The organism is Mycobacterium sp. NGS19 (assembly GCF_059813155.1).
The window spans coordinates 158,775-183,180 of the sequence record NZ_JCALEB010000005.1 but is presented as its reverse complement, the minus strand read 5'-3'; the positions used below and the strand labels follow the sequence as shown (position 1 = coordinate 183,180).

The following is a 24,406-nucleotide window of genomic DNA, read 5'->3' as shown; positions in this document are numbered from 1 at the left end:
GTCCTCACGCCCCCAATCGGCTGAGCAGGTTCGACAGGGCATCGACCGCATCGATCGTCGCGGTCAGATATGCGTCGGGCTGATGGGCCTGGTCCACATCCGCGACGGCCTTTTGCGGACCGGCCAGATAAACGGTCGTGATCCCGGCCGCGTGCGCCGCCTCCACCGCGCCGGCCACCTCGGAGCCGTACCGCTTGTCGGTGCCGCAGATGATCGCGATGTCAGGGCGGCCAGCCTGCTCGACGGCCGAGGGAATCGTGGCAGCATCCAGCGGGCCCGGGTTGACGGCCTCGATTCCGCCGGACGCCAACAGGTTGGTGGCGAAGGTGGCGCGGACGTTGTGTTCGGCCAGCGGCCCGAGCGGCAGCAACAGCACGCGCGGCCGGTGTCCTGTGCGCTGGAGATAAGCATCCGATCGGTCCCGCAACGCCTCGAAATCGGCGGCGTACCGGTGCAGTCCGGTGTCGGTGATTGCCCCGGCCTGCGGCAGCGGCGCCTCGGCAAGGTTGGGGTACTCGTTGACCCCGGTGATTTTGGCGCGTCGGTGCGCGACGTCGTCGGTGCGCTTTTTACGCAGCCGGTCGAGCTCGTCTGCGACGAAGTCGCGAGCTTCGGTGAAGCCGCCGCGCGCCTCGATCGCCTGGAAGTGGTCCCACGCCTGTTGCGCCAGTGCTTCAGTGAGGTCTTCGACGTACCAGGAGCCGCCCGCCGGATCGAGCACGCGTCCGATGTTGGATTCTTCGAGCAGCAACAGCTGGGTGTTGCGTGCGATGCGCCGCGAGAAGCCGGGACTCATCCCCGGCGCGCCGCCCGGGATCGCGACGTCGAACGGATGCACCAATACCGTGTCGGCGCCGCCGATTCCGGCCGCGAACGCCGCAACGGTGGTGCGCAGCATGTTCACCCAGGGGTCGCGCTGAGTCATCATCGGCAGCGAAGTGACGGCGTGCATGGTCGCCGCGCCGGCGCCCGGGGCGCCGACGACTTCGGCCACGCGAGCCCAAAGTTGGCGTGCTGCACGGAATTTCGCGATCGTCATGAACTGGTCGTCGTCCGCGGCGAACCGGAAGCTGATTTGGCGTAGAGCATGTGCGGCGGTGACCGACGACAGTGACCTCAGGTACGCCACGCCGGCGGCGATGCCGGCGCCCAGCTCCCACGACGCGCTGGCGCCGAGGTTGTGAAACGCAGGACCGTCGACCGTGACCGTCCGCACCGCTCCCCGATAGCCGCCCGCTCGAGAGGCGACCGCGACCACGTCGTCGAGGCTCGGCGCCGCGCGCCCACTCAGCGGCGCGGTCAGCGGGTCGGCACCCAGGTCGACCGACAGCATCGCGTACTTGTCCTCGTCCAGTTGCTCAGCCATCGCGAGCACCGCCTCGGCGGCACTGACAAAGTCGGCACCGGCGTCGAGCACGATTGGCACCAACTCGAGGAACACACCCTCCACAGCGTCGCCGAGCGAGCCCGGTGCGATGGCGCCGTCACCGACGCGCAGCACCAGCGCGCTGACCCCTTCGGTCAGCGACAGCAGCACCGCACCGTTGAGGTCGCTGACGCCGGTCTCCCCCGGCGGCGGGAAGGTCTCGGCGACCTTCCAGCCGGTGTTGACGTCACGCAGCGCGTCGGCGCCGCGAACGAACGGCCAGCGCCCCGGCAACGGATGCTCGGAGCGGGCGTCGAGCGCGGTGTAGAGCGCCCGGATGGAAAAGCCTTCGTACGTGGGCGTGTCGAGCAGGCGTTCCGGCTCGGGGGGCAGATCGGACTTGTGGGTTTTCGCCAGCACGTCGGCCACTGCCGAGCGCCAACGCTGACGAGCCTGCTCTACTTCGGAGGGGTCGACGCTGGCTTCGATAGACACGTGTTCAGGCTAAGCCAGCATCAACGACGTGTTCACCAAGGGGCCGTACTCTCGGTAGCCATGAAGATCGGCGGAGCGCTGCGTGACCTGCGCAGACTCAACTCCGCCATGGTCGCCGCGGCTCAGCAGGTGCCCCGCCGGCGCATCGTCGCGATGGCGGCCGCCGTTGTGATCTTGGTCGCACTGTGGTTCTTCACCCCGATGCCGACGGCCGTGCAGGTGCGCGACTGGGCGACCTCGGCCGGTGCCTGGGTTCCACTGGTGTTCTTCGCCACCCACGTGCTCGTCACGGTCTTGCCGTTTCCCCGAACCGCTTTCACGCTCGCAGCGGGTCTGCTGTTCGGCACCGCGCTGGGAGTCACCTTGGCGGTGCTGGCCAGCACCGCCAGCGCGGTGATCGCGTTGATTGTGGTGCGGGCGACGGGCTGGCGACTGGACCGCTTGGTCAGCCATCCGGCGATAGAGACTGTCGACGCGCGGCTGCGCGGCCGAGGCTGGCCGGTGGTGTTCTCGCTGCGGTTGATTCCCGCCGTTCCGTTCTCGGTGATCAACTACGCCGCGGGCATGTCGGCGGTGCGACTGCTGCCGTACACGCTGGCGACGCTGATCGGACTGATGCCCGGGACGCTCGCGATCGTCGTGCTGGGCGATGCCGTCACCGGGCGGGTCAACCCGGTGCTCGCCGTCGTGTCGGTGGTGACCGCGTGCGTCGGCATCGCCGGGCTGGCATACGAGGTGCGGGCACATCGGCGCAGAGCCGTCGACTCAGCCGCCTAGGGTCGGTCGGGACCTTTCACCGTCATCGCCGCGAACGTCACCAGGAACGTGGCCGCCGGAATCGCGTTGTAGAAGCGGTCGCGGGCGCGCACGTGCGCGCCGACGGCGAGGACGAAGTACAGCGTCAGCATCGCGGTGGTGAGCCTGGCGAGCCACGGAAACCGCAACACCGATGCCAGCCCAATCGCCGACGCAGCCTTCGCGACAGGCAGGACCCAGCGGATGCCTTCCGGAACGCCGAGCTGATCGAGGAGCTTCGCAATCGGCGGCAGCGGGATTGCGCACGCTACGGCGTCGCCGGCCTGGAACGCGGCGAGTGCGACGTAGGTCTTGGTCGAGGTGAGCGTGCTCATCAGCTGGTCAGCGACGGTGGAGTAGTGGGTCCGGCCACCGGTTTGCGCGCGTCGGCCTCGGCTGCGGCCACCGCCTGCGCGATCGCCGGGTCGGTTTCGGTGTTGAACCAGTCGGCGACTTCGGCCGAATCGTCATCGGGCGCGGCATGTTTGGCGTCGTCGTCCGGAGAGGGCTGATACCGGAACACCCCATCCTCGCCCGGCGCTCCCAGCAGTTTGGTGAATCCCTGTAGCGCAGATCCGAAGTCGCTGGGCACAATCCACACCTTGTTCGCCTCGCCCTTGGCCATCTGCGGCAGCGTCTGCAGGTACTGGTAGGCCAGCAGCTCGGGAGTGGGCCGGCCGGACTTGATCGCTGCGAACACCTTCTCGATCGCCTTGGCCTGGCCCTGAGCTTGCAGGTACTGTGCCGCGCGCTCGCCTTGCGCCCGCAACATCCGGGACTGCCGGTCAGCCTCGGCCGCGAGGATCGCCGCCTGCTTGGCCCCTTCGGCTGCCAGGATCTGCGCCTGCTTCTGTCCCTCCGCCTGCTTGATCGACGACTCGCGCACACCTTCGGCGTTGAGGATCATCGCGCGCTTCTCGCGGTCGGCGCGCATCTGCTTTTCCATCGAGTCCTGGATCGACGGCGGCGGGTCGATGCTGCGCAACTCGACGCGTGCGACTCGCAGTCCCCACCGGCCGGTGGCCTCGTCGAGCACCCCACGCAGCTGCGCGTTGATCTGGTCGCGCGACGTCAGCGTCTGCTCCAGCGTCATGCCGCCGACCACGTTGCGCAACGTGGTGGTGGTGAGCTGCTCGACGCCGACGATGTAGTTGCTGATCTGGTACACCGCAGCCTGCGGATTGGTCACCTGGAAGTAGACGACAGTGTCGATGTTGACGGTCAAGTTGTCTTCGGTGATCACCGGCTGCGGCGGAAAAGAGACCACGCGCTCGCGCAGGTCCACTCGCGCGCGGATCCGGTCGATGAACGGCAGCAGCAGCGTCAGCTGACCGGACACGGTCTTGCTGTAACGGCCCAGCCGTTCGATCACCGCGGCCTCAGCCTGCGGTATCAGCGCAACGGATTTCGCGACGATGATGATCGCCAGGATCACCAGCACGCCCAGCAGCACCAGCCCGGCGACGGCACCTTCCATGAGGGTTCCTTCCTGCTATTCCAGGTCTAGTCGATCTTGGAGACGACCGCGGTGGCTCCGTCGATGTGTACGACGGTCACGTGGTCACCCGGTTCGTAGACGTCGCTCTCGTTGAGCGGCCGGGCGGTCCACACCTGGCCGTCGAGCTTGACCTGACCCTCGTGCCGCGCCACGCGGTCGAGGACGAGGGCGCTTTTGCCCTCCAGCTCCTTCATGGGCTCCGGCAGCCCCTTGCCGGTGCTGAGGTGTCGGCGCAATGCGGGCCGGACACCGACGAGCAGCAGAACCGACACCACAAGGAACACGACGCCGTCGGCCCAGACCGGCCAGTCGAACACCGCACTGGCTCCTGCCGCCGCGAGCGCACCGCCGCCGAGCATCAACAAGAACAGATCGCCGGTCAAAGCCTCCGCGCCCGCCAGCGCCAGCGCGACGATCAGCCAGATCAGCGCCACAGGCATGACGCCAGCCTAACGCGAAACCAGCCCGCTCCGCGGCGAACTATTACACTCGGCGGTCATGTGGTGCCCGAGTGTCTCGCTGTCGGTGTGGGCCAATGCCTGGCTCGCCGGCTCGGCTGCGCCAGACGACGTTCTGGATGCGTTAAGCCTTTGGGCGCCAAGGCATTTGGTCGCTGCGTACGATTCGGTCACCGCCGGGCACACCGGGTTGCCGTGGCCGGATGTGGACGATGCCAGCGTGGTCACGTTGTTGCAGACGCTGCGCACGACCGCGCGTCGGACCGGCCCCTCCGAGGGGTCCATCCGCGTCGTGCTTCCCGTGCCCGGAGACGTGCGCGGGCTGACCGCCGGAACACAATTCCAGCGCGACGCGCTGGCCGCCGGGGAGGCCATCGTGGTGGCGGGCGAACCTGGCAGCGCCATCGGGCTCGTTCCGGAATTCGACTACGGCGACGACGGTTACGAGGCCGGTGACGACTGCCCGCGGGCTGTGCTGTGGACGGTCTACTGCCTGTCGGAGGTGCCGCCGGCGGAGCATCCAGATCTCGGCGAAGCCGAATACGCATTGCGTAACGCGGTGCGCTCGGCTGCCGAAGCGTTCGGCGCGATCCGGCCGGGTTACGCGGTCGCCGACCCCCGCGGCATGGTCGAGCAGCTGCTGGAATCCGCGCATGCGCACCGCGTGCCCGACGGCACGCCCTCGCGTGCGCTGCGTGTGCTGGAGAACGCCGCACGTGTCGATGCGATCCTTGCGGTGAGCTCCGAGGCGCAGATCGTCAGCGACGTGTTCACGCCGCTGTCTGCGGTGGTGCGGTCCGCGCGGTTGGCTGCGGTCAACGCGATCCTGCACTCGGCCTGGCGCCGCTGACCTCCCCTGCCTTCTTTCCGCGAGGGTGCGTGTCTGCGCACCGACACGCGGGGGGAACGCGGACAACTGCGCACGCTCGCCGAGCCGGAGGCCCGGGTCACGACGCTCACCCTTCACCGGTCAGGTGCACGCAGCGGTACAAGGAGCGCCGTTCACCGAAAATCCTTGCACCGCAGGCATATCGACGGCCGGCACGCGAGCTGGCTCTCGGCCACGGCGTAGCTCGTCGATCAAATCCACGGCGAGGCGGGCGAATCGGCGATCCGCATTCGGCGTGGTCGCGCGGGCGAATGCGATACCCAATGACTGGGCCTGCTCGCGTAATTCGTGGTCTAGGTCCCACACCACTTCGATGTGGTCGGCGACGAAACCGATCGGGCACACGATCACCGCCGCGGTGCCACGGGCAGCCAGTGCGCTCACATGGTCGGCAATATCGGGTTCCAGCCACGGCACCTGCGGCGGCCCGGAGCGTGATTGCCACACCTGGTCGTAGTCGTCGTATCCGGCGGCGGCTGCTACCAGTGCAGACGCATGTGCGACTTGACGTGCATACAGGTTCTCTCCGCATTTGTCTTGCGCCGCAAGGGGAATCGAATGCGCAGTGAACACCAGCCGCGCGCCGGCCGGCACAGTCTGCGCAGCGGCAGCGATTCCGTCGGCGAACATCTCCACCAGAAGCGGGTGGTCGTAGTAGTGGCGCAGCTTCACCAGTTCCGGGGCGTCGGCGCCGACGACGGCGCGTGCCCGCGCAATGTCCTCGAGATACTGCCGGCAGCTGGAGTACCCGCCCCAGGCAGACGTCGCGAACACCGCAGCGCGCCGCACGCCGTCGTCGCGCATCCTGGCGACGGTGTCCTCCACGAACGGCTGCCAGTTTCGGTTACCGAAATACACCGGCAGCCGCTCGCCGCGGTCGGCGAGCTCTGCGCGGATCTGCTCGATCAGCGCACGGTTGATCCCGTTGATCGGCGACACTCCACCGAAATGCAGGTAGTGCTGGACGACGGCGTCGAGCCGCTCGGGCGGCACACCACGGCCGCGGGTGACGTTCTCCAAGAACGGGCGCACCTGCTCCGGCCCTTCCGGGCCGCCGAACGACAGCAGAAGCAGAGCGTCGAAGTCGTTGTGGCTCAACTCAAAGCAACTGCGTGCTGGCGCCGCCGTCGGCGTAGATGACCGTCCCGGTGGTCGCGGGCAGCCAGTCGGACAGCACCGCGCACACCGTCTTGGCCACGGGCGTCGGGTCTTTCATGTCCCAGCCGATCGGGGCACGCTGGTCCCAGCCTTCTTCGAGCAGCTGCATCTGGGCACCGGCCTCTTCGCCGAGTGCACCACCGACGATCGCACTCATCGCCAACGTCCGAATTGGCCCTGCCGCAACGAGATTGGACCGTACGCCGTGCGGGCCGGCTTCGCGTGCGACGAAGCGGTTGACCGACTCAAGCGCGCTCTTGGCGACGGTCATCCAGTTGTAGGCGGGCATCGCCCGGCTGGGGTCGAAGTCCATGCCGACGATGGACCCGCCGTGATTCATGATCGGCAGCAGTGCTTTGGCAAGCGAGGCATACGAATACGCCGAGATGTGAATGCCTTTGGCGACGTCTTCGAACGGCGCGTCGAAGAACGGGTTGATGCCCATCCCGGATTGCGGCATGAAACCGATCGAGTGGACCACCCCGTCGAGCTTGTTGCCCGCGCCGATCACCTCAGTGACCCGGTCGGCGAGCGTGTCGAGGTGCTCGTTGTTCTGCACGTCGAGCTCCAGCAGCGGCGGCTTCTGAGGCAGCCGATCGAGGATGCGCTCGATGAGCCGCAACCGATCGAAGCCGGTGCACACCAGCTCGGCGCCGGCTTCCTGCGCCACCTTCGCAATGTGGAAGGCGATCGACGAGTCAGTGATGATCCCGGTGACCAGGATCCGTTTGCCTTCGAGCAGCGTCATATCCGTCCTCTCAGTGGCCCATGCCCATGCCGCCGTCGACCGGGATCACCGCGCCGGCGATGTAGCTGGCATCTTCGGACGCCAGGAAGCTGACCACGCCCGCCACCTCCTCGGCCGTGCCGACACGCTTGGCCGGGATGAAATCGAGCGCGCCCTGCTGAATCCGCTCATCGAGCGCTCGGGTCATCTCGGTGTCGATGTATCCCGGGGCGACGACATTCGCGGTGACGTTGGCTTTCGACAGCTCACGGGAGATCGACCGGGCCATCCCGATCAGGCCGGCCTTGGACGCCGCATAGTTGGCCTGGTTGCCGATGCCCCAAGTGCCCGAGACCGAGCCCATGAAGATCATCCGCCCGAACCGCTTGCGCTGCATGCTGCGCGAGGCCCGCTGGGCCACCCGAAACGCCCCGGTCAGATTGGCGTCGATCACCTTCTGGAACTTCTCGACCGTCATCCGCATGAGAAATGCATCCGCGGCGATGCCGGCGTTCGCGACGAGCACCTCGACGGCGCCCTGATGCTCTTCGACCTCTTTGAAGGCGCGGTCGACGGCGTCGTTGTCGGTGACGTCACATTCGACGGCGAACAGGTCCTCGTCGGGCACACCAGAGCCGCGGTGGGTGACGGCGACCTTGTGCCCGTCGGCGGCGAGCCGCCGCGCGACAGCCAACCCGATACCCCGGTTTCCGCCGGTCACCAGCACCGAGCGGGACACGAACGGCGGGCGCCCGCCGGTAGCAGCGGCCTCGTTGTCGGCAACAGCAGTGTCCGTCATGCCCGTCAACTTAACGTGTCGGCCGCTTCAGCCCGAAATCGCCGGTGCAAAGACGCCGAGACGGTAACTGCCGCGGGAAAGTTCGGGTGCGGGCCTCGCGGAATACCGTTTCGGCTCGCAGCGCGGGCGCGTGGCGAACGCACGTGGCGAGCGGGGCCGCTCAGGTGGGCAGCCGACGGTTGATCAGCAGAGCCGCGACCGCAGCACAGGCCAGAACCAGCGAGCCGAGCCGCAGCCACCCGGTGCTGGCGTCACCCTTGATGGTTTCGTAGCCGATCTGCTGCTGCAGCGTCGAGTACACGTTCTTCAGCTCCGACAGGCTGCCCGCGTTGTACGACTCGCCGCCGGACAATTCGGCGATCTTGCGCAGCGTCTCGTCGTCGACGGGCACGGGCTGGCGCTGGTCGTTGATCTCGACGTAGCCGTACGGGGTGCCGAACGAAATCGTGGAGATAGGCACACCCTGGTCCTTGGCTGTGCGGGCCGCGGTGTAGGCGCCTTTCGGGTTGTCCGGGTTGGACGGCACCGTTTCCTTGCCGTCGGACAGCAGCACGATCCGCGCCGGCGGTGGCGTGTCCCCGCCACCGATCACCGCGCCGACGGTGGCGATCGCTTGCAGCGCGGTGAAGATGCCTTCACCCGTGGCGGTGCGGTCGGCGAGCTGCAGCTTGTCGATCGCGCGTTTGGTGGAGTCGCGGTTGGTTGTCGGTGACACCAGCACCGTCGCGGTGCCGGCATAGGCGATCAGCCCGAGGTTGATGCCGGGGGTCAGCTCGTCGGCGAACTGCTTGGCGGCGTCCTGTGCGGCGGCCAGTCGACTGGGCGGAACGTCGGTGGCCCGCATGGACTGTGACACGTCGATCACCAGCATCACCACTGCGCGGTTGCGGGGGATGCGCACATCCTGGGTGGGTCCGGCCATCGCGATCGTGAACAGCAGCAGCGACGTGACCAACAGGATCGCCGGTAGGTGCCGCCACCGGTTAGGACGTTGGGGCGCAACACTTTCCAGGAGCTCCATGTTCGCGAAACGCAACACCCGGCGTTTGCGGGCCAACTGCGCCACGACGTAGAGCGCCACCAGCGCAACGACGACGAGCAGGAACAGAAACCACCACTTGTGCTCGAATCCGCTCAGCGTCATCGGACCTAGCAGCGGAACGTTCATGCGGATCCGCTTCTGGTCAATGCGCAGCGTGTCATTACACCGATGTCAGTACGCAGTGTCATTTCAGGTCTGTCATTTCAGCTGTGTCATTTCAGTCGTGTGGTTCGGTCGCGCTACGACCGTCCCGCCAGGGCACCCTTGCGCCGATTGGTGACGAACCGCACCACGTCGGCAATCCAGTCGCGGTCCGTGCGCAGCGACAGCAACGGCGCGCCGCAGCGGCGCAGCGTGCGGGCCACTTCGGCGCGGTGCGCCGCTGCGGCTTTCTCGAAGTCCTCGCGCAGCTTGGCGTCGATGGTGAATTCCCGTACCACGCCGGTTTCGGCATCCTGCAAGACCACGTCGCCGACGTCGGGCAGTTCGACGTCGCGGGGGTCGAGCACCTCGATGCCCAGCACTTCGTGGCGGCCGGCGATTGCGCGCAGCGGACGCATCCAGTTGATCGGCCCGAGGAAGTCGCTGATGATCACCGCCATCCCCCGGCGCCGTTCGGGGCGGCGCAGGTCGTCGATGGCGCCGGCGAGGTCGCCGCGCACCCCGACCGGGGCCTGCGGTGAGGTGGCGATCGCCCGCAGCAGTGTCTGCTCGTGCATCCGGCCCGAAAGCGCTGGCACCCGAATGATGTTCTGCCCGTTGGCAATCAGCGCGCCGAGCCGGTTACCGCCCCCGCTGTTGAGGAATGCGATCGCCGCGGCGGCGGCCACGGCCAGGTCACGCTTCTCGCATCCGGTGGTGCCGAAGTCCAAGCTGGCCGACATGTCGACGACCAGCCAGGTTTCCAGCTCGCGGTCGGCGATCATCTCGCGCACATGGGGCTGGGTGGTGCGGGCGGTCACCGACCAGTCCATCCGGCGTACGTCGTCGCCGGGCTGGTAGAGGCGCGACTCGCCCGGCTCGCTGCCAGGTCCCGGGATCAGGCCGAGGTGATCTCCGTGCAGCACGCCGTCGAGCTTTCGCCTAACGGTGAGCTCCAATTTGCGCAGCGCCGCCGACAGCTCGGGGTCACGAATCTGCCCGCGCTGCAAGGACGGCAGGTCGACGGTCCGACCGGCGGACGGACTCACCGACCGCTAGCCGCTGCCGCCGCGGCCGGCACCACCGGGTGCACTGAATGTCCTTGCTGCGGAACAGCATTCACCTGCGGCAGAGCGACCGTTTGCAGGATCCGGGTGATCACCGTCTCCGGGGAGATCTCGTCGGCAAGGGCGTCGTAGGTGAGCACCAGCCGGTGACGCAGCACGTCGGGAATGATCTCGATGACGTCTTGCGGGATCACGTAGTCGCGGCCACGCACCAACGCCAGCGCGCGGGCGCCGGCGATGATCCCCAGCGACGCGCGCGGCGAGGCACCATAGGCGATCCAGGCCTTGGCGTCGGGCATGCCGAACTGATCCGGGCGCCGGGTGGCGGTGACGACGCGCACGACGTAGTCGACGAGCGCGTGATGGACGAACGTGTTCGCCGCGACGTCCTGCAACCGCAGCAGATCACCAGGCGCCAGGATCTGCTTGGGCTCCGGCGGCTTGACGCCCATCCGGTAGATGATCTCGCGCTCTTCCTCGGGCGACGGGTAGTCGATGTTGATCTTGAACAGGAAGCGGTCCCGCTGCGCCTCGGGCAGCGCGTACACGCCTTCCTGCTCGATCGGGTTCTGGGTAGCCATGACCAGAAACGGGTTGGGCATGGGGAACGTCTTGCCGCCGATCGAGATCTTCCGCTCGGCCATCACCTCCAGCAGCGCGGACTGAACCTTGGCCGGGGCGCGGTTGATCTCGTCGGCCAGCAGGAAGTTCGCGACCACTGGGCCGAGCTCGATGTCGAACTCCTCCTTGCCCTGCCGGTAGATGCGGGTGCCGACGATGTCCGTGGGCACCAGGTCGGGAGTGAACTGAATACGGGCGAAGGTGCCGCCGACCACCCGGGCGAACGTCTCCACGGCCAGCGTCTTGGCGACGCCCGGCACACCTTCGAGCAACACGTGGCCTTTGGCCAGCAGGCCCACCAGCATCCGCTCGACGAGCTGGTCTTGGCCGACGATGATTCGCTTGACTTCGTAGACGGCCCGCTCCAGGGTGTGCACCTCCGAGGACAGCCCGCCGTTGCGCTCGGGCGGCGGTCCGCCGGCGGGAGGGGTCTGCGCACCCGGGTAGCCCGGTCCCGACGCACCCGGCCCGGAAAAGCTCCCGGCGCCCTGCGGCGGCCCACCTGGTGACGTCATCAAGATCCTCCCGAGCTGTCGATAGACCGATGTCCTCGTCAACTATTCCAGGCGTGCCGACATCCGTCGACGTAGGTTGCCTGCCAACCGGCTGGGTGTGTCAGCTCAGCTCTCGATGATTCGGGTGACAAACGGCGTCATGCCCGCTGTGCGCACCGGGCTGATCGTCACCTTGCCAGCCACCGATGACGCTTCGAGCATCTGGCCGTTGCCGAGGTACATCGTCACGTGCTGCGCACCGCCGGGCCCGTAGAAGATCAAATCACCACGCTTGGCCTGTGACGGCGGAATGTGCCGCCCGGCGTTGTACTGGTCCCCGGAGAATCGTGGAATCAACACGCCCACTCCCGCGAACGCGTAGCGCATCAGCCCGGAGCAGTCGAACCCGACGGTGCCCGCGCCGTCGTCGACCCCGGCGCTGGGTCCGGTGAGGCTGCCGCCACCCCACGAGTACGGCACTCCGATCTGCGAGCCGGCGCGCCTGATCACGTACTCGACAGCCTGCGGCCCGTACACGCGCCCGGATGGCGAGGTGGCGGCGGTCGGGTTGTTGGGCAGCAGTCCCAGGCTGCCGAGGAATTTGCGGCCGAGGTCCATGGTCGTCTGCGCGGCCTGGGCGCTGGCCTGCAGTGACGCGTTGGCGATCGCGACCGGGTCACCGGGTGCTCCGGCGCTGATTGCCTGCGGCAGCGTCGGATCCCAGGCGTCAGGTTCGGCGGCCGCCGGTGCTGCGAACGCAATCAGCAAGGGCGCCAGGATGACGCCGACGATCCGCAGCCGTCGTGTTGGACGCAAGAACTCTTCCCTCCTGGTCAGTATTCGATGTAGCGGACCACGTACGGCGTCATGCCGCTGGTGCGCACGGGCGAGACCTTGACCGGCACGCCGCTTTGCTGGGCTTCGAGCATCTGGCCGTTGCCCAGGTAGATGGTCACGTGCTGGCTGCCGCCCGGGCCGTAGAAGATGACGTCGCCGCGGCGCATCTGAGCCGCGGGGATCTTGCGGCCCATGTCGTATTGGGCGCCGGAGTAATGCGGCAATTTGATACCGACGCCGGCGAACGAGTACAAGACCAGTCCCGAGCAGTCGAAGCCTGTGATGTTCTCGTCGCCGTCGATGCCGGGGCTGGGTCCGGCCGCATTGCCTCCGCCCCACGAGTACGGCACCCCGATCTGCGACATGCCGCGGCGGATCACGTACTCGGAGGCCTGCTGGCCGTAGACCCGCGGAATTCGCCCATTGGTGATGCCGGGATCGGGCTGATTGGGCTTGATGATGCCCATCTTGATCAGGAAGTTCCGCCCTAGATTCGCCGTGACCTGCGACGACGTAGCCGAGATGCCGAGCACCGCGTTGATGATCGCGATCGGATCACCGCTGACGAACGCGCTCGGGATTGCGGGCAGCGTCGGATCCCACGCCGTTGCGTCCCAGTTACGCGTATTCGCTTGCGGCGCAGGGGCATTCGAGCCCGGCGCGTCCCAGCGATCCCTTGGGCCGGTTGGCGGCGCCGGGCCGGGAGCGGCCTGCGGAGGTTGCGGGGTCCGGCCGGCCGACGTTGACCACACGGCCCGGGCCGCGTCGAGCTTGGCCTGGGCGGCGTTGCGCTCGGCGGCCAGCTTGTCGACTTCGGCCTTCTGGGCGCCGAACTGCTTCTGCGCGTCGGTCAGCGCGGCCACTGCGTCGTCCTGGGCGCGCTTCGCGTCAGCAGCAGCCTGATCCGCCTTCTGCTGGGCCGCCCTTGCCGCCGATTCCTTGTTCACCTGCTCAGTGCGGGCACGCTGCAAATCGGTGAGGGTCTGCTTGGCGCTGATCGCGAGCGCCTCCCCCGCCGACGCGGTCGCGATGAAGTCCTCGGGGTTGGTCGCCGAGAAATACGACGACGACGGGCCGTTTACGTAAGCCGCGGCGGCGAACGTGTCGAAGCGCTGTTGGGCGGCCGCGATCGCGGTGTTCGCGTCCTCTATTGCGCGCTGGCTGCCCGCCACGTCGGCCTTCGCTGCGTCAGCCCGCTCGCGGGCGGTCTGCACATCGACGATCGCCTTGTTCACCGCCTCTTGGCGGCTCTGCACTGCCGCGCCGATGTCCTGAAGCTTCTGATTTGCGTCGGCCACCGCTGCGATCAGCGATGCCATTTCGTTGGGCGCAGCCGGGGCGGGATCCGCGGCCGCCAGCCCCGGAGTGGACACCAACAGCCCGACGACCACTGCTGTCGCGCATACCGAGTGGCGGATGCATGTCATGCGACTTCGGTCTCCTATGTCCGTGCCTCTTCGCGCAAGCGCTCGTCAGTGCCGAGTCGACACTCGAATCACTTCAATAACAGAAGTGGACATAGGAACCGTACGTCACATTTGACACTGAAGAAACTTTGGTCACAAACTACAAACTTGTAATTGAGAATGCTGTGACCAATTAGTTATCCGGGCAGCGGCCACTGCGGCCGACATTCGTCGAAAGCGCAGGTCAGCCGGTGGGCTCCGACGGCACCTCGGCACGCTGCGCTGCGCGCCTGCTACGCACCTGCAGTACCCGGGTGAGCACGGTCGCAACCGTCACCACGACCATCAGAACAATGGTCAGGGCAGTCCAGGAAAAGGTCGGCGTCTGCAGCTGGCTGACGAAATTCTTTGCGGCCTGTACCGGGTTTCCGGCTGTTTTGGCGACGTCTTGACCGGCTTCCAACGTCACCCGGTCATAGGTGGTGCTATACGTGCCGGCCCACCCCGGACTGATGACGAGGACCGTCGATCCGGGATAGGCATGGCCGACTTCGGTGGCAATGTCGCGAAGCGGAGTGTCGATCGGCGGGTTTTTCGGCACCCAGACGACTTTGAGGTCGATGCCCTTTTGCTTGGCATCGGTGACCACCTGGCGCAGGCCGGCGACGTCGACGTCCTTGGGCGCACTGACACCGTCGTCGCGGACATCGACCAGGACCTGGCTCAGGCACTCGCCGGGTGGTGTCGCCGGGGACGCTCCGACGGTCGCGCACACCTCTACCGGGATATAGAGAGGAATCTGCGGCATCGTCACGGTGATGACCGTACCGCGAGCGCTCGAGCGCTTGCGCGAAGAGCGGCCGACACCGATGAGCGCTTGCGCGAAGAGCGGAAGACACCGATGAGCGCTTGCGCGAAGAGCGACTTCCAAAGTGGGTACACCCTGCGGGTGCGGATTCGCCCGGGCGCACGGAAAATCGGCCCGCCGCCCCGGTGAAACAGGACAAGCGTACTGCTAGGATCGCAGGTGCCGGCGACAACAGCCCGCCGCCGGCCGACAACTTAACTGGGAGTGAATGTGAGCAGCGCAGAATCGGCCAACTCGTTTGATGCCCGCGACACCCTGAAGGTCGGCGACAAGAGTTACGACATCTATCGTCTTGACGCCGTCAAAGGAACCGAGAAACTCCCCTACAGCTTGAAGGTGTTGGCCGAGAACCTGCTTCGCAACGAAGACGGGTCGAACATCACCAAGGAGCACATCGAGGCCATCGCGAATTGGGATCCCAAGGCCGAGCCCAGCGTCGAGATCCAGTACACCCCCGCCCGGGTGATCATGCAGGACTTCACCGGCGTCCCGTGCATCGTCGACCTGGCAACCATGCGTGAGGCCATCGGCGAGTTGGGCGGTGATCCCGACAAGGTCAATCCGCTCGCGCCGGCCGATCTGGTCATCGACCACTCCGTGATCGCCGACCTCTTCGGGCGCGAAGACGCGTTCGAGCGCAACGTCGAGCTGGAATACGAGCGCAACGGCGAGCGCTACCAGTTCTTGCGTTGGGGCCAGGGCGCTTTCAGCGACTTCAAGGTGGTGCCGCCGGGCACCGGCATCGTGCACCAGGTCAACATCGAGTACCTGGCCCGGGTGGTGATGGAACGCGACGGCGTCGCCTATCCCGATACCTGCGTGGGCACCGACTCGCACACCACCATGGTCAACGGACTCGGCGTGCTGGGCTGGGGCGTCGGCGGCATCGAGGCCGAGGCCGCAATGCTGGGCCAGCCCGTGTCGATGCTGATTCCGCGGGTGGTTGGTTTCAAGCTGACCGGCGAAATCAAGCCCGGGGTCACCGCCACCGACGTCGTGCTCACCGTCACCCAGATGCTGCGCGAGCACGGCGTCGTGGGCAAGTTCGTCGAGTTCTACGGCGAGGGCGTGGCGGAAGTGCCGCTGGCCAACCGCGCCACCCTGGGCAACATGAGCCCCGAATTCGGTTCCACCGCAGCCATTTTCCCGGTCGACCAGGTGACCATCGACTACCTGAAGTTCACCGGGCGCAGCGACGAGCAGTGCGAGCTGGTCGAGGCGTACATGAAGGAACAGGGCATGTGGCACGAGCCCGACAAGGAGCCGGAGTTCTCCGAATACCTGGAGCTCGACCTCGCGTCGGTGGAGCCGTCGATCGCCGGGCCGAAGCGCCCCCAGGACCGGATCCCGCTGTCCAACGCAAAAGCCGCCTTCCGGCGCGACATCAAGAACTACGTCGGCGACGACCCCGAAAAGAAGGAGTACAGCAAGGTCGACGAGGCCGTCGACGAGACGTTCCCGGCCAGCGATCCGGCCGCGATCTGCTACTCGGACGACGGCGAGGCAGACCTTCGCTCGGCGGCCAACAAGTCGGAGGGTCGACCGTCCAACCCGGTCAAGGTGAACTCCGAGGACCGCGGCGAATTCATCCTCGACCACGGCGCGGTGGTGATCGCAGCGATCACCTCCTGCACAAACACCTCCAACCCCGAGGTGATGCTGGGCGCCGCCTTGCTGGCCAAGAACGCAGTGGACAAGGGCCTGACCTCCAAGCCGTGGGTGAAGACGTCACTGGCCCCCGGCTCGCAGGTGGTCACCGACTACTACGAAAAGGCCGGGCTGACACCGTATTTGGAGAAGTTGGGCTTCTACCTGGTGGGCTACGGCTGTACCACGTGCATCGGCAACTCGGGGCCGCTGCCCGACGAGGTCTCGCAGGCCGTCAACGACAACGACCTGGCGGTCACCGCGGTGCTGTCCGGCAACCGCAACTTCGAGGGCCGTATCAATCCCGACGTCAAGATGAATTACCTGGCGTCTCCCCCGCTGGTCATCGCCTACGCGCTCGCCGGCACCATGGATTTCGACTTCGAGAACGACTCGCTGGGCCTGGACAAGGACGGCAACGACGTGTTCTTGCGCGACATCTGGCCGGCGCGCGAGGACATCTACGCCGCCATCAACGATTCCATCAATCAGGAGATGTTCACCAAGAACTACGCGGACGTGTTCAAGGGCGACGAGCGGTGGCGCAACCTGCCGACGCCCGAAGGAAAGACGTTCGAGTGGGACCCGGAGTCGACGTATGTGCGCAAGCCGCCGTACTTCGACGGTATGCCGGCCGATCCGGAACCGGTCAGCGACATCAAGGGTGCGCGGGTGCTCGCGCTTCTCGGAGATTCGGTGACGACCGATCACATCTCGCCGGCCGGCAGCATCAAACCCGGCACCCCGGCGGCTCAGTACCTCGACGAGCACGGCGTGGAGAAGAAGGACTACAACTCCTACGGTTCGCGGCGCGGCAACCACGAGGTGATGATTCGCGGGACGTTCGCCAATATCCGGCTGCGCAATCTTCTGCTCGACGACGTGTCGGGCGGCTACACGCGCGACTTCACCAAGGGTGGCGAGCAGGCGTTCATCTACGATGCGGCGCAACACTATGCGGAGCAAGGCATTCCGCTGGTGGTGCTCGGCGGTAAGGAGTATGGGTCGGGGTCGTCGCGCGACTGGGCGGCCAAGGGCACGCGGCTGCTGGGCGTGCGCGCGGTGATCGCCGAGTCCTTCGAACGCATCCACCGCTCGAACTTGATCGGCATGGGCGTGATCCCGTTGCAGTTCCCCGAGGGCAAGTCGGCGAAGGATCTGGGTCTTGACGGCACCGAGACCTACGACATCACCGGGATCGAGGAACTCAACGACGGCAAGACGCCGAAGACCGTGCATGTCAAGGCATCCAAGGAAGGCGGCGACGACGTCGAATTCGACGCGGTGGTGCGCATCGACACGCCTGGTGAGGCCGACTACTACCGCAACGGCGGCATCCTGCAGTACGTCCTGCGCAGCATGCTGAGGTCCTGACCGGCCGCCACATGCCCCGAGTCAGCGAGGAGCACTTGGCGGCTCGTCGACGTCAGATCCTTGACGGTGCTCGACGTTGCTTCGCCCAATACGGCTATGACCGGGCGACCGTGCGTCGGCTCGAAGAGACGATCGGGATGTCGCGGGGGGCGATCTTCCATCACTTCAGGGACAAGGACGCGTTGTTCTTCGAACTGGCCCGCGAGGACGCCGAGCGGATGGCCGACGTCGCCTCACGCGAGGGCCTGATCCAGGTGATGCGCGACATGCTGGCCGCACCGGAGCAATTCGATTGGCTGGCAACGCGTTTGGAGATCGCCCGCAAGCTGCGCAACGATCCTGCGTTTCACCGCGGCTGGATGCAGCGGTCCGCGGAACTGTCGGCGGCTACGTCGGCGCGGCTACGTCGGCAGCGCAAAGCGGGGCGCCTGCGCGACGACGTACCCGGCGATGTGCTGCAGTGCTATCTGGATCTGGTGCTCGACGGACTTGTGGCGCGGCTGGCGTCAGGCGAGGATCCCAAACGGCTCTCCGCGGTCCTCGATCTCGTCGAGGAGTCAGTGCGCAGCCGCTAGCTGACGCGTCTGCGGGTGTGGTTTGGGCCGCCGCGCCCGCGCATCGTGGTGCCCGATTCACGCAGCATGCTGTGAATGGAACCGTATGAGCGGCCAGTCGATGCGACCAGCTTCCTGATGCTCGCCCCGTGTTCGTATTCGTTGCGAAGCTCGTGTAGCAACTCCATGCGTTGCTTGTCCGGCTTTCTCATCGCCATCTCCCCGCTGTGAAAGCATCCGCAGTTTGCAGGGTAGGGGCAACGACGCGGCGATGGAGGCGATTGACCGAAATCGGTTGGTGTTTCAGGCCAGCTCGATGAGATCGCGGTAGTCCTCCGACCAGAAGTCTTCAGTGCCGTCAGGCAGCAGCACCACCCGCTGCGGGTCGAGTGCCTCCGCGGCGCCGGGATCGTGGGTGACCAGAACCACCGCGCCGACGTAGCTGCGCAGCGCGTCGAGCACTTGCTCGCGCGAGGCAGGGTCCAGGTTGTTGGTGGGCTCGTCGAGCAAGAGCACGTTCGCGGTCGAGGCCACCAGCCCGGCCAGCGCAAGCCGCGTCTTCTCGCCACCGGACAGCGTGCCCGCGAGTTGTTCCAGCTGCGGGCCGCTGAACATGAACGCGCCCAACAGACCTCGCAGCTCCTGGTCGCCGGAGTCAGGTGCTGCGTGCCGGATGTTCTCCCACACCGTCGCTCCGTTGTCGAGCGTGTCGTGCTCTTGCGCGAAATATCCTATCTTGCAGCCGTGTCCGGGTTCGACGACGCCGGTGTCGGGGGTTTCGACGCCGGCCAGAAGCCGCAGCAGTGTGGTCTTGCCAGCGCCGTTGAGCCCGAGCACGACGACGCGCGAGCCGCGGTCGATCGCCAGGTCGACGCCGCTGAACACCTCCAGCGAGCCGTACGTCTTGGTCAGGCCCGTGGCTGTCAGCGGTGTCCGGCCGCACGGTGCGGGCGTCGGGAACTTGATGCGCGCCACCTTGTCGGCGATGCGTTCCTCGTCCAGGCCGGCCATCATCCGGTCGGCGCGACGCAGCATGTTCTGTGCGGCAACAGCTTTCGTGGCTTTGGCGCCGAGCTTCGCAGCTTGTGCCCGCAGGGCTGTCGCCTTTCGTTCGGCGTTGGCGCGTTCCCGGCGGCGGCGTTGCTCGTCGGTGGCCCGGGCGTCGAGGTACTTCTGCCAGCCCATGTTGTACACGTCGACCTCGCCGCGGACCGCGTCGAGGAACCAGACTTTGTTGACGACGTCGGCGAGCAGCTCGACGTTGTGGCTGATCACCACCAGACCGCCGCTGTGGTTCTGCAGGAAGTCGCGCAGCCAGCCAACCGAGTCGGCGTCGAGGTGGTTGGTGGGCTCGTCGAGCAGCAGCGTGGTGTCCGCGCCGGCACCGGTGTCGGAGGCGGCGAACAGAATACGGGCGAGCTCGACGCGGCGACGCTGTCCGCCGGACAGGGTGCGAAGTGGCTGCATCAGAACGCGATCGGGCAGGCCGAGGCTGGCGCAGATCCGTGCAGCCTCGCTTTCGGCGACGTATCCGCCGAGCGCGGCGAACCGCTCCTCGAGTTGCCCGTAGCGGCGGATGGCTTTGTCGCGTTCGGTTTCGTCGACAACCTCCGCCATGACGGCCTGCTGCTTTTCGAGCTCGGTCATGAGCGTGTCGAGGCCGCGGGCCGACAATACCCGGTCGCGGGCGACGACGTTGAGGTTGCCTTCCTTCGGATCTTGTGGCAGATAGCCGATCTCGCCTTTGCGTTGGATGGTGCCGGCGTAGGGCTCCGCCTCTCCGGCGAGGATCCGCATGGTGGTGGTCTTGCCGGCACCGTTGCGGCCGACCAGGCCGATGCGGTCGCCGGGCTGCACCCGCAGCGCCGAACCCGCCGCGGACAGCAAGATCCGCGCGCCGGCGCGGACCTCAAGGTCCGTTGCGGTGATCATGGCCGATGTCCCTTACTTGTCGTCGGTGAAGACCGGTGCGCGTTTTTCGGCACGCGCGGCGACGGCCTCTTCGAAGTTGGAAGTGAGCAGACGCACGAACAGCTGCCCGAGGCCTTCGGCCTGCATGTGTCCCTCCAGGGTACTGGCGTCAAGTCCAGTCCACAGCGTGCGCTTGGTCAACTCGATTCCGGGCCGGGAGAACGCGGCGATCCGATCGGCGATCTGATAGCACGTTTCGAGCAGTTCGTCGCCGGGCACGGTACGCGACACCAGACCGATGCGTTCGGCTTCGTCGGCGTGGATATCGCGGCCCGTCAGCATGACCTCGAAGGCGCGCGACGATCCGATCGCACGTGGCAGCAGGTAGCTCAAGCCCAGTTCGCTGGCGGTCAGGCCGTTGTTGATGCCGGCGGCCCTGAAATAGGCGGCTGTCGAGGCGATGCGGATGTCGGCGGCCAGGGCAAGGCACAGTCCCCCGCCGATCGCGGCACCGTTGACCGCGGCGATGACGGGTTGGTGCATGCGCCGCAGGCCGAGGATGACGTCGTCGAGAATCTCCATCGAGCGAAGCGCATAGGTGGGCCGGGTGAGGCCGGCGACGTTGGGCACGGATCCGGCGGACTTGTGGTCGGCGCCCGAGGAGAAGCCGCGGCCGGCGCCGGTGAGCACGACCACACGCACGTCGTTGTCGTAGGTAATGTCCTCGATCACCGCGCTGAGCGGAACCATCACGTCGAACGCCATGGAATTCATGCGCTCGGGCCGGTTCAGTGTGACGAGCGCGACGTGCGGGCGCGGACGGTCGACCAGGACGAAGTCGTTGTTCACGGATTGCACGCTATCGCGTGCGGGCGGTCAGACCTGTTCGCCGTCGTCTTGTGCGCGCTGTGCGGCGAGCGCGGCCTCCACGTCGAGCGCCTCAACCTTCTGGACCAGTTCCTCGAGCATGGCCGGGCTCAGCGCACCGGCCTGGTTGAACACCAGCGTGCCTTTCTTGAAGGCCATGAGCGTGGGAATGGCGCGGATTTGCGCCTGCGTTGCGAGTTCTTGTTCGGCTTCCGTGTCGACTTTCGCGTACACGATGTTCGGGTGCTTTTCGGACGACGCCTCGAACGTGGGCGCGAATTGCTTGCACGGGCCACACCACGACGCCCAGAAGTCGAGCAGCACGATCTCGTTGCTGTTGATCGTTTCGTTGAATTCTGCGGCGGTGAGGTTTCTGGTTGCCATGGTCAGCCCAACGTCCTCAGTTCGAGATATGTTCCGAAGTCACGCGACGCCGCTGACCAGCAAGCCGCAGAGCAAGACGACCACCCATGCCGCGAGGATCACCGGAATCACCCATTGTGAGGCGTCGCGGCTTTTCGGTTGCAGTTGCTGGGCTATCGCCGGCACAGCCATGATTTGCGCTCCTTCATTTCGTGGCTAACGGTTCGGGTAGCCACGTCGGGAATTCGGCAAACGTCGGTACCACAGGTAGAGCTCAGGACAGCGGCTCCGTCTTCATGGCCGCAGTGCTTTCGGATCACCTCGACGCAGCGCGGCCGTTGCCTCGTCGGTGGTGCCGATCATCAGCTCCATCAGCACCACATCGGGAACGATAATTCGCTCGTCCGCGCGTATTCGGTCGGCCAGCCAGCAGCTGGCGCGCGAGTTCGTGGTGTTGAGGTAATCGTTTTAGACGGACGTGTCGACGATCATCTACCGGTCAGCACCGGGATGGTTTCCTTCGGACGAGAACGACTCGATCTCATCGTTCGTGTAGTCAAACCCGCTACCCCGTCGCGCAAGAGCCTCGTCCAGACCCAGTGGCTCACCCACGAGCCTGCGCAACACGAGATCGACTGCGCTCTTTTGCTATCCAGCGGGTATATCCGCTGCGCGAGGTGTACACCACATGGACACGGCAGCAACCGGTTTCCGCCGTAGAGGAGGTTGGCGCGCGATTAGTTCGAGTGCGTGGAACTGACGTGCGATACGCGCTTCGCACTGCATTAAGTCGAGGAGGGCATGCCTGCATCGACTGGCCTCGCTTGGCTGCCTGCGCCGCGATGGCGTCGCAGACGTCCACGCGGATCTGCAGGGCAACGGTCATCGGGCCGCGCCGCCGGGGTAATCGATGTGCGCCTCAGACGGTGAAGCCCAAGGCGCGCAATTGTTCTCGGCCCTCGTCGGTGATCTTGTCCGGGCCCCACGGCGGGTTCCACACCCAGTTGATCTTGATCTCGTTGACCAGCCCTGCGCCGACGAGCGCTGTGCGCGACTGATCCTCGATGACATCGGTCAGCGGACACGCCGCGGAGGTCAGCGTCATGTCGATCAGCGCCACGGTGCCCTGTTCGCCGCGCTCGACGTTCAACCCGTAGACCAGCCCCAAATCGACGACGTTGATGCCCAGCTCAGGGTCGACGACGTCGTGCATCGCCTCTTCCACGTCGGCCAGCAGTTCGTCATCCGGCAATTGAGCGGCCGTTTCGCTCATCGTCCACCTCCACACGTTCGCTGGCCTGCGCCAGCGCTGCATCTGATGCGCTCGGCTGTGCGAGCGCGTCGTTTTCCGCGCTGGCTTGGGCCAGCGCATCTTTGAACGCCATCCACCCGAGCAGCGCGCACTTCACGCGTGCCGGATACTTCGCCACTCCGGCGAAGGCGATGCCGTCTCCGATCACGTCTTCGTCGCCCTCAACAGTCCCCCGCGACGACACCATCTCAGTGAACGCACCCACGATGTCGAGTGCCCGGTCGACGCTTCGGCCAATCACCTGGTCGGTGAGCACCGACGTTGCCGCCTGGCTGATCGAGCAGCCCAGCGCCTCATACGAAACATCCGCGACCCGGTCGCCCTCCAGCGCCACTCGCAGCGTGACCTCGTCCCCGCACGTCGGGTTCACGTGGTACACCTCGGCGTCGAACGGCTCCCGCAGCCCCCGATTATGCGGGTGCTTGTAGTGATCGAGGATCACTTCCTGGTAAATCTGCTCCAGCCGCACCTCACGCCCCGCCGAAGAAGTTCACCGCCCGACGGACGCCAGCCACGAGCCGGTCCACCTCGTCGAGCGTGTTGTACACCGCGAACGACGCACGCGCCGTCGCCGCGATCCCGAACCGGCGATGCAGCGGCCAGGCGCAGTGATGCCCGACCCGCACAGCCACGCCGTCGTCGTCGAGCACCTGCCCGACGTCGTGGGCGTGCACGCCGTCGACGACGAAAGACACAGGCGAGCCGCGATTCTCGAGCGACGTCGGACCGATGATCCGGACTCCGTCGATAGCCGACAGTCCCTTCAGCGCGGCGGCGACGAGTTCGCGTTCGTGCGCCTCCACGTTGTCCATGCCGATGGCCCGCAAATATCTTGCAGCCGCGGCCAATCCGACCACTTGCGAGGTCATCGGCGTGCCAGCCTCGAAACGCTGCGGGGCCGGCGCGTAGGTGGTGGCCTCCATCGTCACGGTTTCGATCATCGACCCGCCGGTGATGAACGGCGGCATCGCGTTCAGCAGCTCACGGCGGCCGTACAACACGCCGAGCCCGTTGGGGCCCAACATTTTGTGGCCGGAGAACGCCGCATAATCGACGCCGAGCTCATGGAAGTCGACCGGCTGGTGCGGTACCGACTGGCAGGCGTCCAGCACCGTCAACGCCCCGACATCCCGAGCCCGTGAGACCAACTCGGCAACAGGCGCCAACGCACCGGTCACGTTCGAATGATGGCTGAAGGTGACCACCTTCACGCGTTCGTCGAGTGCGAACGAATCGAGGTCGATCCGGCCGTCGTCCGTGACGCCGTACCAACGCAGCGTCGCACCTGTGCGAAGCGCCAGCTCCTGCCACGGGACCAGATTGGCGTGGTGCTCGAGCTCCGTGGTGACGATCACGTCGCCAGGTCCGACGGCATTGTCGAATCGCTTGTCGCCCAACACGTATGCGACGAGGTTCAGCGCTTCGGTGGCGTTCTTGGTGAACACAATCTCGTCGGCATCGGCGCCGACGAACGCCGCGATGTCTGCGCGGCCCTGTTCGTAGGCGTCGGTGGCCTCTTCCATCAACTGATGAGCACCGCGGTGTACGGCCCCATTCGACGTCGTCAGAAAGTCGCGTTCGGCGTCGAGCACCTGCACCGGCCGCTGCGACGTCGCGCCGGAATCGAGGTACGCCAACTGCTTTCCGCCGCGCATCACCCGCTTGAGGATGGGGAAATCGGCCCTGATCGCGTCGACATCCAACGACGTCGCCATGG

Annotated in this window: 25 protein-coding genes and 1 pseudogene; 4 read left to right on the top strand and 22 right to left on the bottom strand. The window is 66.4% G+C overall.

Going from position 1 to position 24,406, the window contains the following annotated elements; all coding sequences use genetic code 11:
* Nucleotides 1-4 precede the first annotated feature (4 nt).
* Complete coding sequence (gene mutA / locus AC5Y4N_RS16525) at nucleotides 5-1,861, bottom strand: methylmalonyl-CoA mutase small subunit (RefSeq protein WP_499909871.1); 1,857 nt, start codon at nucleotides 1,859-1,861, stop codon at nucleotides 5-7.
* A 60-nt stretch (nucleotides 1,862-1,921) separates the two neighbouring features.
* Between mutA and AC5Y4N_RS16520 the strand changes: the two genes are divergently transcribed.
* Entirely contained in the window at nucleotides 1,922-2,638 is a 717-nt protein-coding gene (locus tag AC5Y4N_RS16520; protein WP_499909869.1) for a TVP38/TMEM64 family protein, read from the top strand.
* Here AC5Y4N_RS16520 and AC5Y4N_RS16515 read toward each other — a convergent pair.
* Genes AC5Y4N_RS16515 through AC5Y4N_RS16505 form a run of 3 tightly spaced genes read right to left on the bottom strand, consistent with a single transcriptional unit; the run spans nucleotide 2,635 to nucleotide 4,594 of the window.
* Entirely contained in the window at nucleotides 2,635-2,991 is a 357-nt protein-coding gene (locus tag AC5Y4N_RS16515; RefSeq protein ID WP_499913869.1) for a DoxX family protein, read from the bottom strand. The genes AC5Y4N_RS16520 and AC5Y4N_RS16515 overlap by 4 nt on opposite strands.
* A complete protein-coding gene (locus AC5Y4N_RS16510; protein ID WP_499911981.1) occupies nucleotides 2,991-4,133 on the bottom strand; it encodes an SPFH domain-containing protein in 1,143 nt (380 codons plus the stop codon). The genes AC5Y4N_RS16515 and AC5Y4N_RS16510 overlap by 1 nt, the downstream gene beginning before the upstream one ends.
* A 26-nt stretch (nucleotides 4,134-4,159) precedes the next feature.
* The gene (locus AC5Y4N_RS16505; protein WP_499911978.1) at nucleotides 4,160-4,594 is read right to left on the bottom strand and encodes an NfeD family protein; all 435 of its coding nucleotides are present in this window, start codon (nucleotides 4,592-4,594) and stop codon (nucleotides 4,160-4,162) included.
* Nucleotides 4,595-4,652: 58 nt separating this feature from the next.
* Between AC5Y4N_RS16505 and AC5Y4N_RS16500 the strand changes: the two genes are divergently transcribed.
* The gene (locus AC5Y4N_RS16500; protein WP_499911975.1) at nucleotides 4,653-5,462 is read left to right on the top strand and encodes an Rv1486c family protein; all 810 of its coding nucleotides are present in this window, start codon (nucleotides 4,653-4,655) and stop codon (nucleotides 5,460-5,462) included.
* Nucleotides 5,463-5,582: 120 nt separating this feature from the next.
* Here AC5Y4N_RS16500 and AC5Y4N_RS16495 read toward each other — a convergent pair whose 3' ends face one another.
* The 9 genes from AC5Y4N_RS16495 to AC5Y4N_RS16455 all read right to left on the bottom strand — a co-directional run bounded on the left by AC5Y4N_RS16495 (nucleotide 5,583) and on the right by AC5Y4N_RS16455 (nucleotide 14,601).
* A complete protein-coding gene (locus AC5Y4N_RS16495) occupies nucleotides 5,583-6,599 on the bottom strand; it encodes a ferrochelatase (protein WP_499911972.1) in 1,017 nt (338 codons plus the stop codon).
* Nucleotide 6,600: 1 nt separating this feature from the next.
* Nucleotides 6,601-7,407 (bottom strand): NADH-dependent enoyl-ACP reductase InhA, encoded by an 807-nt coding sequence (gene inhA / locus AC5Y4N_RS16490; protein WP_499911969.1) that lies wholly within the window; start codon nucleotides 7,405-7,407, stop codon nucleotides 6,601-6,603.
* Nucleotides 7,408-7,417: 10 nt separating this feature from the next.
* Nucleotides 7,418-8,185, bottom strand: coding sequence for a 3-oxoacyl-ACP reductase FabG1 (gene fabG1, locus AC5Y4N_RS16485; protein ID WP_499911967.1), 768 nt, complete (start codon nucleotides 8,183-8,185; stop codon nucleotides 7,418-7,420).
* 160 nt (nucleotides 8,186-8,345) lie between these two features.
* Nucleotides 8,346-9,353: a VWA domain-containing protein gene (locus AC5Y4N_RS16480; protein ID WP_499911965.1), complete on the bottom strand. Its 1,008-nt coding sequence runs from the start codon at nucleotides 9,351-9,353 to the stop codon at nucleotides 8,346-8,348.
* 113 nt (nucleotides 9,354-9,466) lie between these two features.
* Nucleotides 9,467-10,417 carry a DUF58 domain-containing protein gene (locus tag AC5Y4N_RS16475; protein WP_499911963.1) on the bottom strand — a complete coding sequence of 317 codons (951 nt, stop codon included), beginning with the start codon at nucleotides 10,415-10,417 and terminating at the stop codon, nucleotides 9,467-9,469.
* Nucleotides 10,414-11,571, bottom strand: coding sequence for a chaperone MoxR1 (gene moxR1 / locus AC5Y4N_RS16470; protein ID WP_499911961.1), 1,158 nt, complete (start codon nucleotides 11,569-11,571; stop codon nucleotides 10,414-10,416). Before moxR1 ends, AC5Y4N_RS16475 begins: the two co-directional genes overlap by 4 nt.
* Nucleotides 11,572-11,676: 105 nt before the next feature.
* Nucleotides 11,677-12,348 carry an NlpC/P60 family peptidoglycan endopeptidase RipB gene (ripB, locus tag AC5Y4N_RS16465; protein WP_499912010.1) on the bottom strand — a complete coding sequence of 224 codons (672 nt, stop codon included), beginning with the start codon at nucleotides 12,346-12,348 and terminating at the stop codon, nucleotides 11,677-11,679.
* A gap of 35 nt (nucleotides 12,349-12,383) precedes the next feature.
* The gene (gene ripA / locus AC5Y4N_RS16460; RefSeq protein ID WP_499911959.1) at nucleotides 12,384-13,814 is read right to left on the bottom strand and encodes an NlpC/P60 family peptidoglycan endopeptidase RipA; all 1,431 of its coding nucleotides are present in this window, start codon (nucleotides 13,812-13,814) and stop codon (nucleotides 12,384-12,386) included.
* A gap of 223 nt (nucleotides 13,815-14,037) precedes the next feature.
* Nucleotides 14,038-14,601, bottom strand: coding sequence for an Rv1476 family membrane protein (locus AC5Y4N_RS16455; RefSeq protein WP_499912008.1), 564 nt, complete (start codon nucleotides 14,599-14,601; stop codon nucleotides 14,038-14,040).
* Nucleotides 14,602-14,871: 270 nt separating this feature from the next.
* On the opposite strand from AC5Y4N_RS16455, the gene AC5Y4N_RS16450 reads away from it, so the two are divergent.
* The gene (locus AC5Y4N_RS16450) at nucleotides 14,872-17,682 is read left to right on the top strand and encodes an aconitate hydratase (RefSeq protein ID WP_499911956.1); all 2,811 of its coding nucleotides are present in this window, start codon (nucleotides 14,872-14,874) and stop codon (nucleotides 17,680-17,682) included.
* An 11-nt stretch (nucleotides 17,683-17,693) separates the two neighbouring features.
* Nucleotides 17,694-18,257 (top strand): TetR/AcrR family transcriptional regulator, encoded by a 564-nt coding sequence (locus AC5Y4N_RS16445; protein WP_499911954.1) that lies wholly within the window; start codon nucleotides 17,694-17,696, stop codon nucleotides 18,255-18,257.
* On the opposite strand, the gene AC5Y4N_RS16440 is transcribed toward AC5Y4N_RS16445, so the two are convergent.
* From AC5Y4N_RS16440 to AC5Y4N_RS16400, 9 genes and pseudogenes are all read right to left on the bottom strand, one after another.
* Entirely contained in the window at nucleotides 18,254-18,448 is a 195-nt protein-coding gene (locus tag AC5Y4N_RS16440; protein ID WP_499911952.1) for a helix-turn-helix domain-containing protein, read from the bottom strand. The two genes, AC5Y4N_RS16445 and AC5Y4N_RS16440, sit on opposite strands and share 4 nt — an antisense overlap.
* A 91-nt stretch (nucleotides 18,449-18,539) precedes the next feature.
* On the bottom strand, nucleotides 18,540-20,168 hold the full coding sequence (locus AC5Y4N_RS16435) for an ABC-F family ATP-binding cassette domain-containing protein (protein ID WP_499911948.1): 1,629 nt from the start codon (nucleotides 20,166-20,168) through the stop codon (nucleotides 18,540-18,542).
* A 12-nt stretch (nucleotides 20,169-20,180) separates the two neighbouring features.
* Entirely contained in the window at nucleotides 20,181-21,005 is an 825-nt protein-coding gene (locus tag AC5Y4N_RS16430) for an enoyl-CoA hydratase (RefSeq protein WP_499911945.1), read from the bottom strand.
* 18 nt (nucleotides 21,006-21,023) lie between these two features.
* Nucleotides 21,024-21,398, bottom strand: coding sequence for a thioredoxin (gene trxA, locus AC5Y4N_RS16425; RefSeq protein WP_499911942.1), 375 nt, complete (start codon nucleotides 21,396-21,398; stop codon nucleotides 21,024-21,026).
* A gap of 39 nt (nucleotides 21,399-21,437) precedes the next feature.
* Nucleotides 21,438-21,569 carry a hypothetical protein gene (locus AC5Y4N_RS16420; protein WP_499911938.1) on the bottom strand — a complete coding sequence of 44 codons (132 nt, stop codon included), beginning with the start codon at nucleotides 21,567-21,569 and terminating at the stop codon, nucleotides 21,438-21,440.
* A gap of 129 nt (nucleotides 21,570-21,698) precedes the next feature.
* A pseudogene (locus AC5Y4N_RS16415) lies at nucleotides 21,699-21,869 on the bottom strand (PIN domain-containing protein); the annotation flags it as partial.
* 427 nt (nucleotides 21,870-22,296) lie between these two features.
* On the bottom strand, nucleotides 22,297-22,650 hold the full coding sequence (locus AC5Y4N_RS16410; RefSeq protein ID WP_499911935.1) for a metal-sulfur cluster assembly factor: 354 nt from the start codon (nucleotides 22,648-22,650) through the stop codon (nucleotides 22,297-22,299).
* Complete coding sequence (sufU, locus tag AC5Y4N_RS16405; protein ID WP_499911933.1) at nucleotides 22,619-23,158, bottom strand: Fe-S cluster assembly sulfur transfer protein SufU; 540 nt, start codon at nucleotides 23,156-23,158, stop codon at nucleotides 22,619-22,621. The genes AC5Y4N_RS16410 and sufU overlap by 32 nt, the downstream gene beginning before the upstream one ends.
* A 1-nt stretch (nucleotide 23,159) precedes the next feature.
* Nucleotides 23,160-24,404, bottom strand: a complete 1,245-nt coding sequence (locus tag AC5Y4N_RS16400) for a cysteine desulfurase (RefSeq protein ID WP_499911929.1) — start codon at nucleotides 24,402-24,404, stop codon at nucleotides 23,160-23,162.
* Between the last annotated feature and the right edge of the window lie 2 nt (nucleotides 24,405-24,406).

Excerpts from the sequence above, each read along its gene's own strand:
- AC5Y4N_RS16520 (WP_499909869.1), top strand. The coding sequence starts at position 1,922 with ATGAAGATCGGCGGAGCGCTGCGTGACCTGCGCAGACTCAACTCCGCC.
- AC5Y4N_RS16435 (WP_499911948.1), bottom strand. The coding sequence starts at position 20,168 with ATGATCACCGCAACGGACCTTGAGGTCCGCGCCGGCGCGCGGATCTTG.
- inhA (WP_499911969.1), bottom strand. The coding sequence starts at position 7,407 with ATGACGCTGCTCGAAGGCAAACGGATCCTGGTCACCGGGATCATCACT.
- AC5Y4N_RS16400 (WP_499911929.1), bottom strand. The coding sequence starts at position 24,404 with ATGGCGACGTCGTTGGATGTCGACGCGATCAGGGCCGATTTCCCCATC.
- AC5Y4N_RS16410 (WP_499911935.1), bottom strand. The coding sequence starts at position 22,650 with ATGAGCGAAACGGCCGCTCAATTGCCGGATGACGAACTGCTGGCCGAC.
- AC5Y4N_RS16505 (WP_499911978.1), bottom strand. The coding sequence starts at position 4,594 with ATGCCTGTGGCGCTGATCTGGCTGATCGTCGCGCTGGCGCTGGCGGGC.
- AC5Y4N_RS16515 (WP_499913869.1), bottom strand. The coding sequence starts at position 2,991 with ATGAGCACGCTCACCTCGACCAAGACCTACGTCGCACTCGCCGCGTTC.
- AC5Y4N_RS16455 (WP_499912008.1), bottom strand. The coding sequence starts at position 14,601 with ATGCCGCAGATTCCTCTCTATATCCCGGTAGAGGTGTGCGCGACCGTC.
- AC5Y4N_RS16420 (WP_499911938.1), bottom strand. The coding sequence starts at position 21,569 with ATGGCTGTGCCGGCGATAGCCCAGCAACTGCAACCGAAAAGCCGCGAC.
- fabG1 (WP_499911967.1), bottom strand. The coding sequence starts at position 8,185 with ATGACGGACACTGCTGTTGCCGACAACGAGGCCGCTGCTACCGGCGGG.
- AC5Y4N_RS16510 (WP_499911981.1), bottom strand. The coding sequence starts at position 4,133 with ATGGAAGGTGCCGTCGCCGGGCTGGTGCTGCTGGGCGTGCTGGTGATC.
- AC5Y4N_RS16480 (WP_499911965.1), bottom strand. The coding sequence starts at position 9,353 with ATGAACGTTCCGCTGCTAGGTCCGATGACGCTGAGCGGATTCGAGCAC.
- AC5Y4N_RS16445 (WP_499911954.1), top strand. The coding sequence starts at position 17,694 with ATGCCCCGAGTCAGCGAGGAGCACTTGGCGGCTCGTCGACGTCAGATC.
- trxA (WP_499911942.1), bottom strand. The coding sequence starts at position 21,398 with ATGGCAACCAGAAACCTCACCGCCGCAGAATTCAACGAAACGATCAAC.
- AC5Y4N_RS16440 (WP_499911952.1), bottom strand. The coding sequence starts at position 18,448 with ATGAGAAAGCCGGACAAGCAACGCATGGAGTTGCTACACGAGCTTCGC.
- ripA (WP_499911959.1), bottom strand. The coding sequence starts at position 13,814 with ATGACATGCATCCGCCACTCGGTATGCGCGACAGCAGTGGTCGTCGGG.
- AC5Y4N_RS16500 (WP_499911975.1), top strand. The coding sequence starts at position 4,653 with ATGTGGTGCCCGAGTGTCTCGCTGTCGGTGTGGGCCAATGCCTGGCTC.
- moxR1 (WP_499911961.1), bottom strand. The coding sequence starts at position 11,571 with ATGACGTCACCAGGTGGGCCGCCGCAGGGCGCCGGGAGCTTTTCCGGG.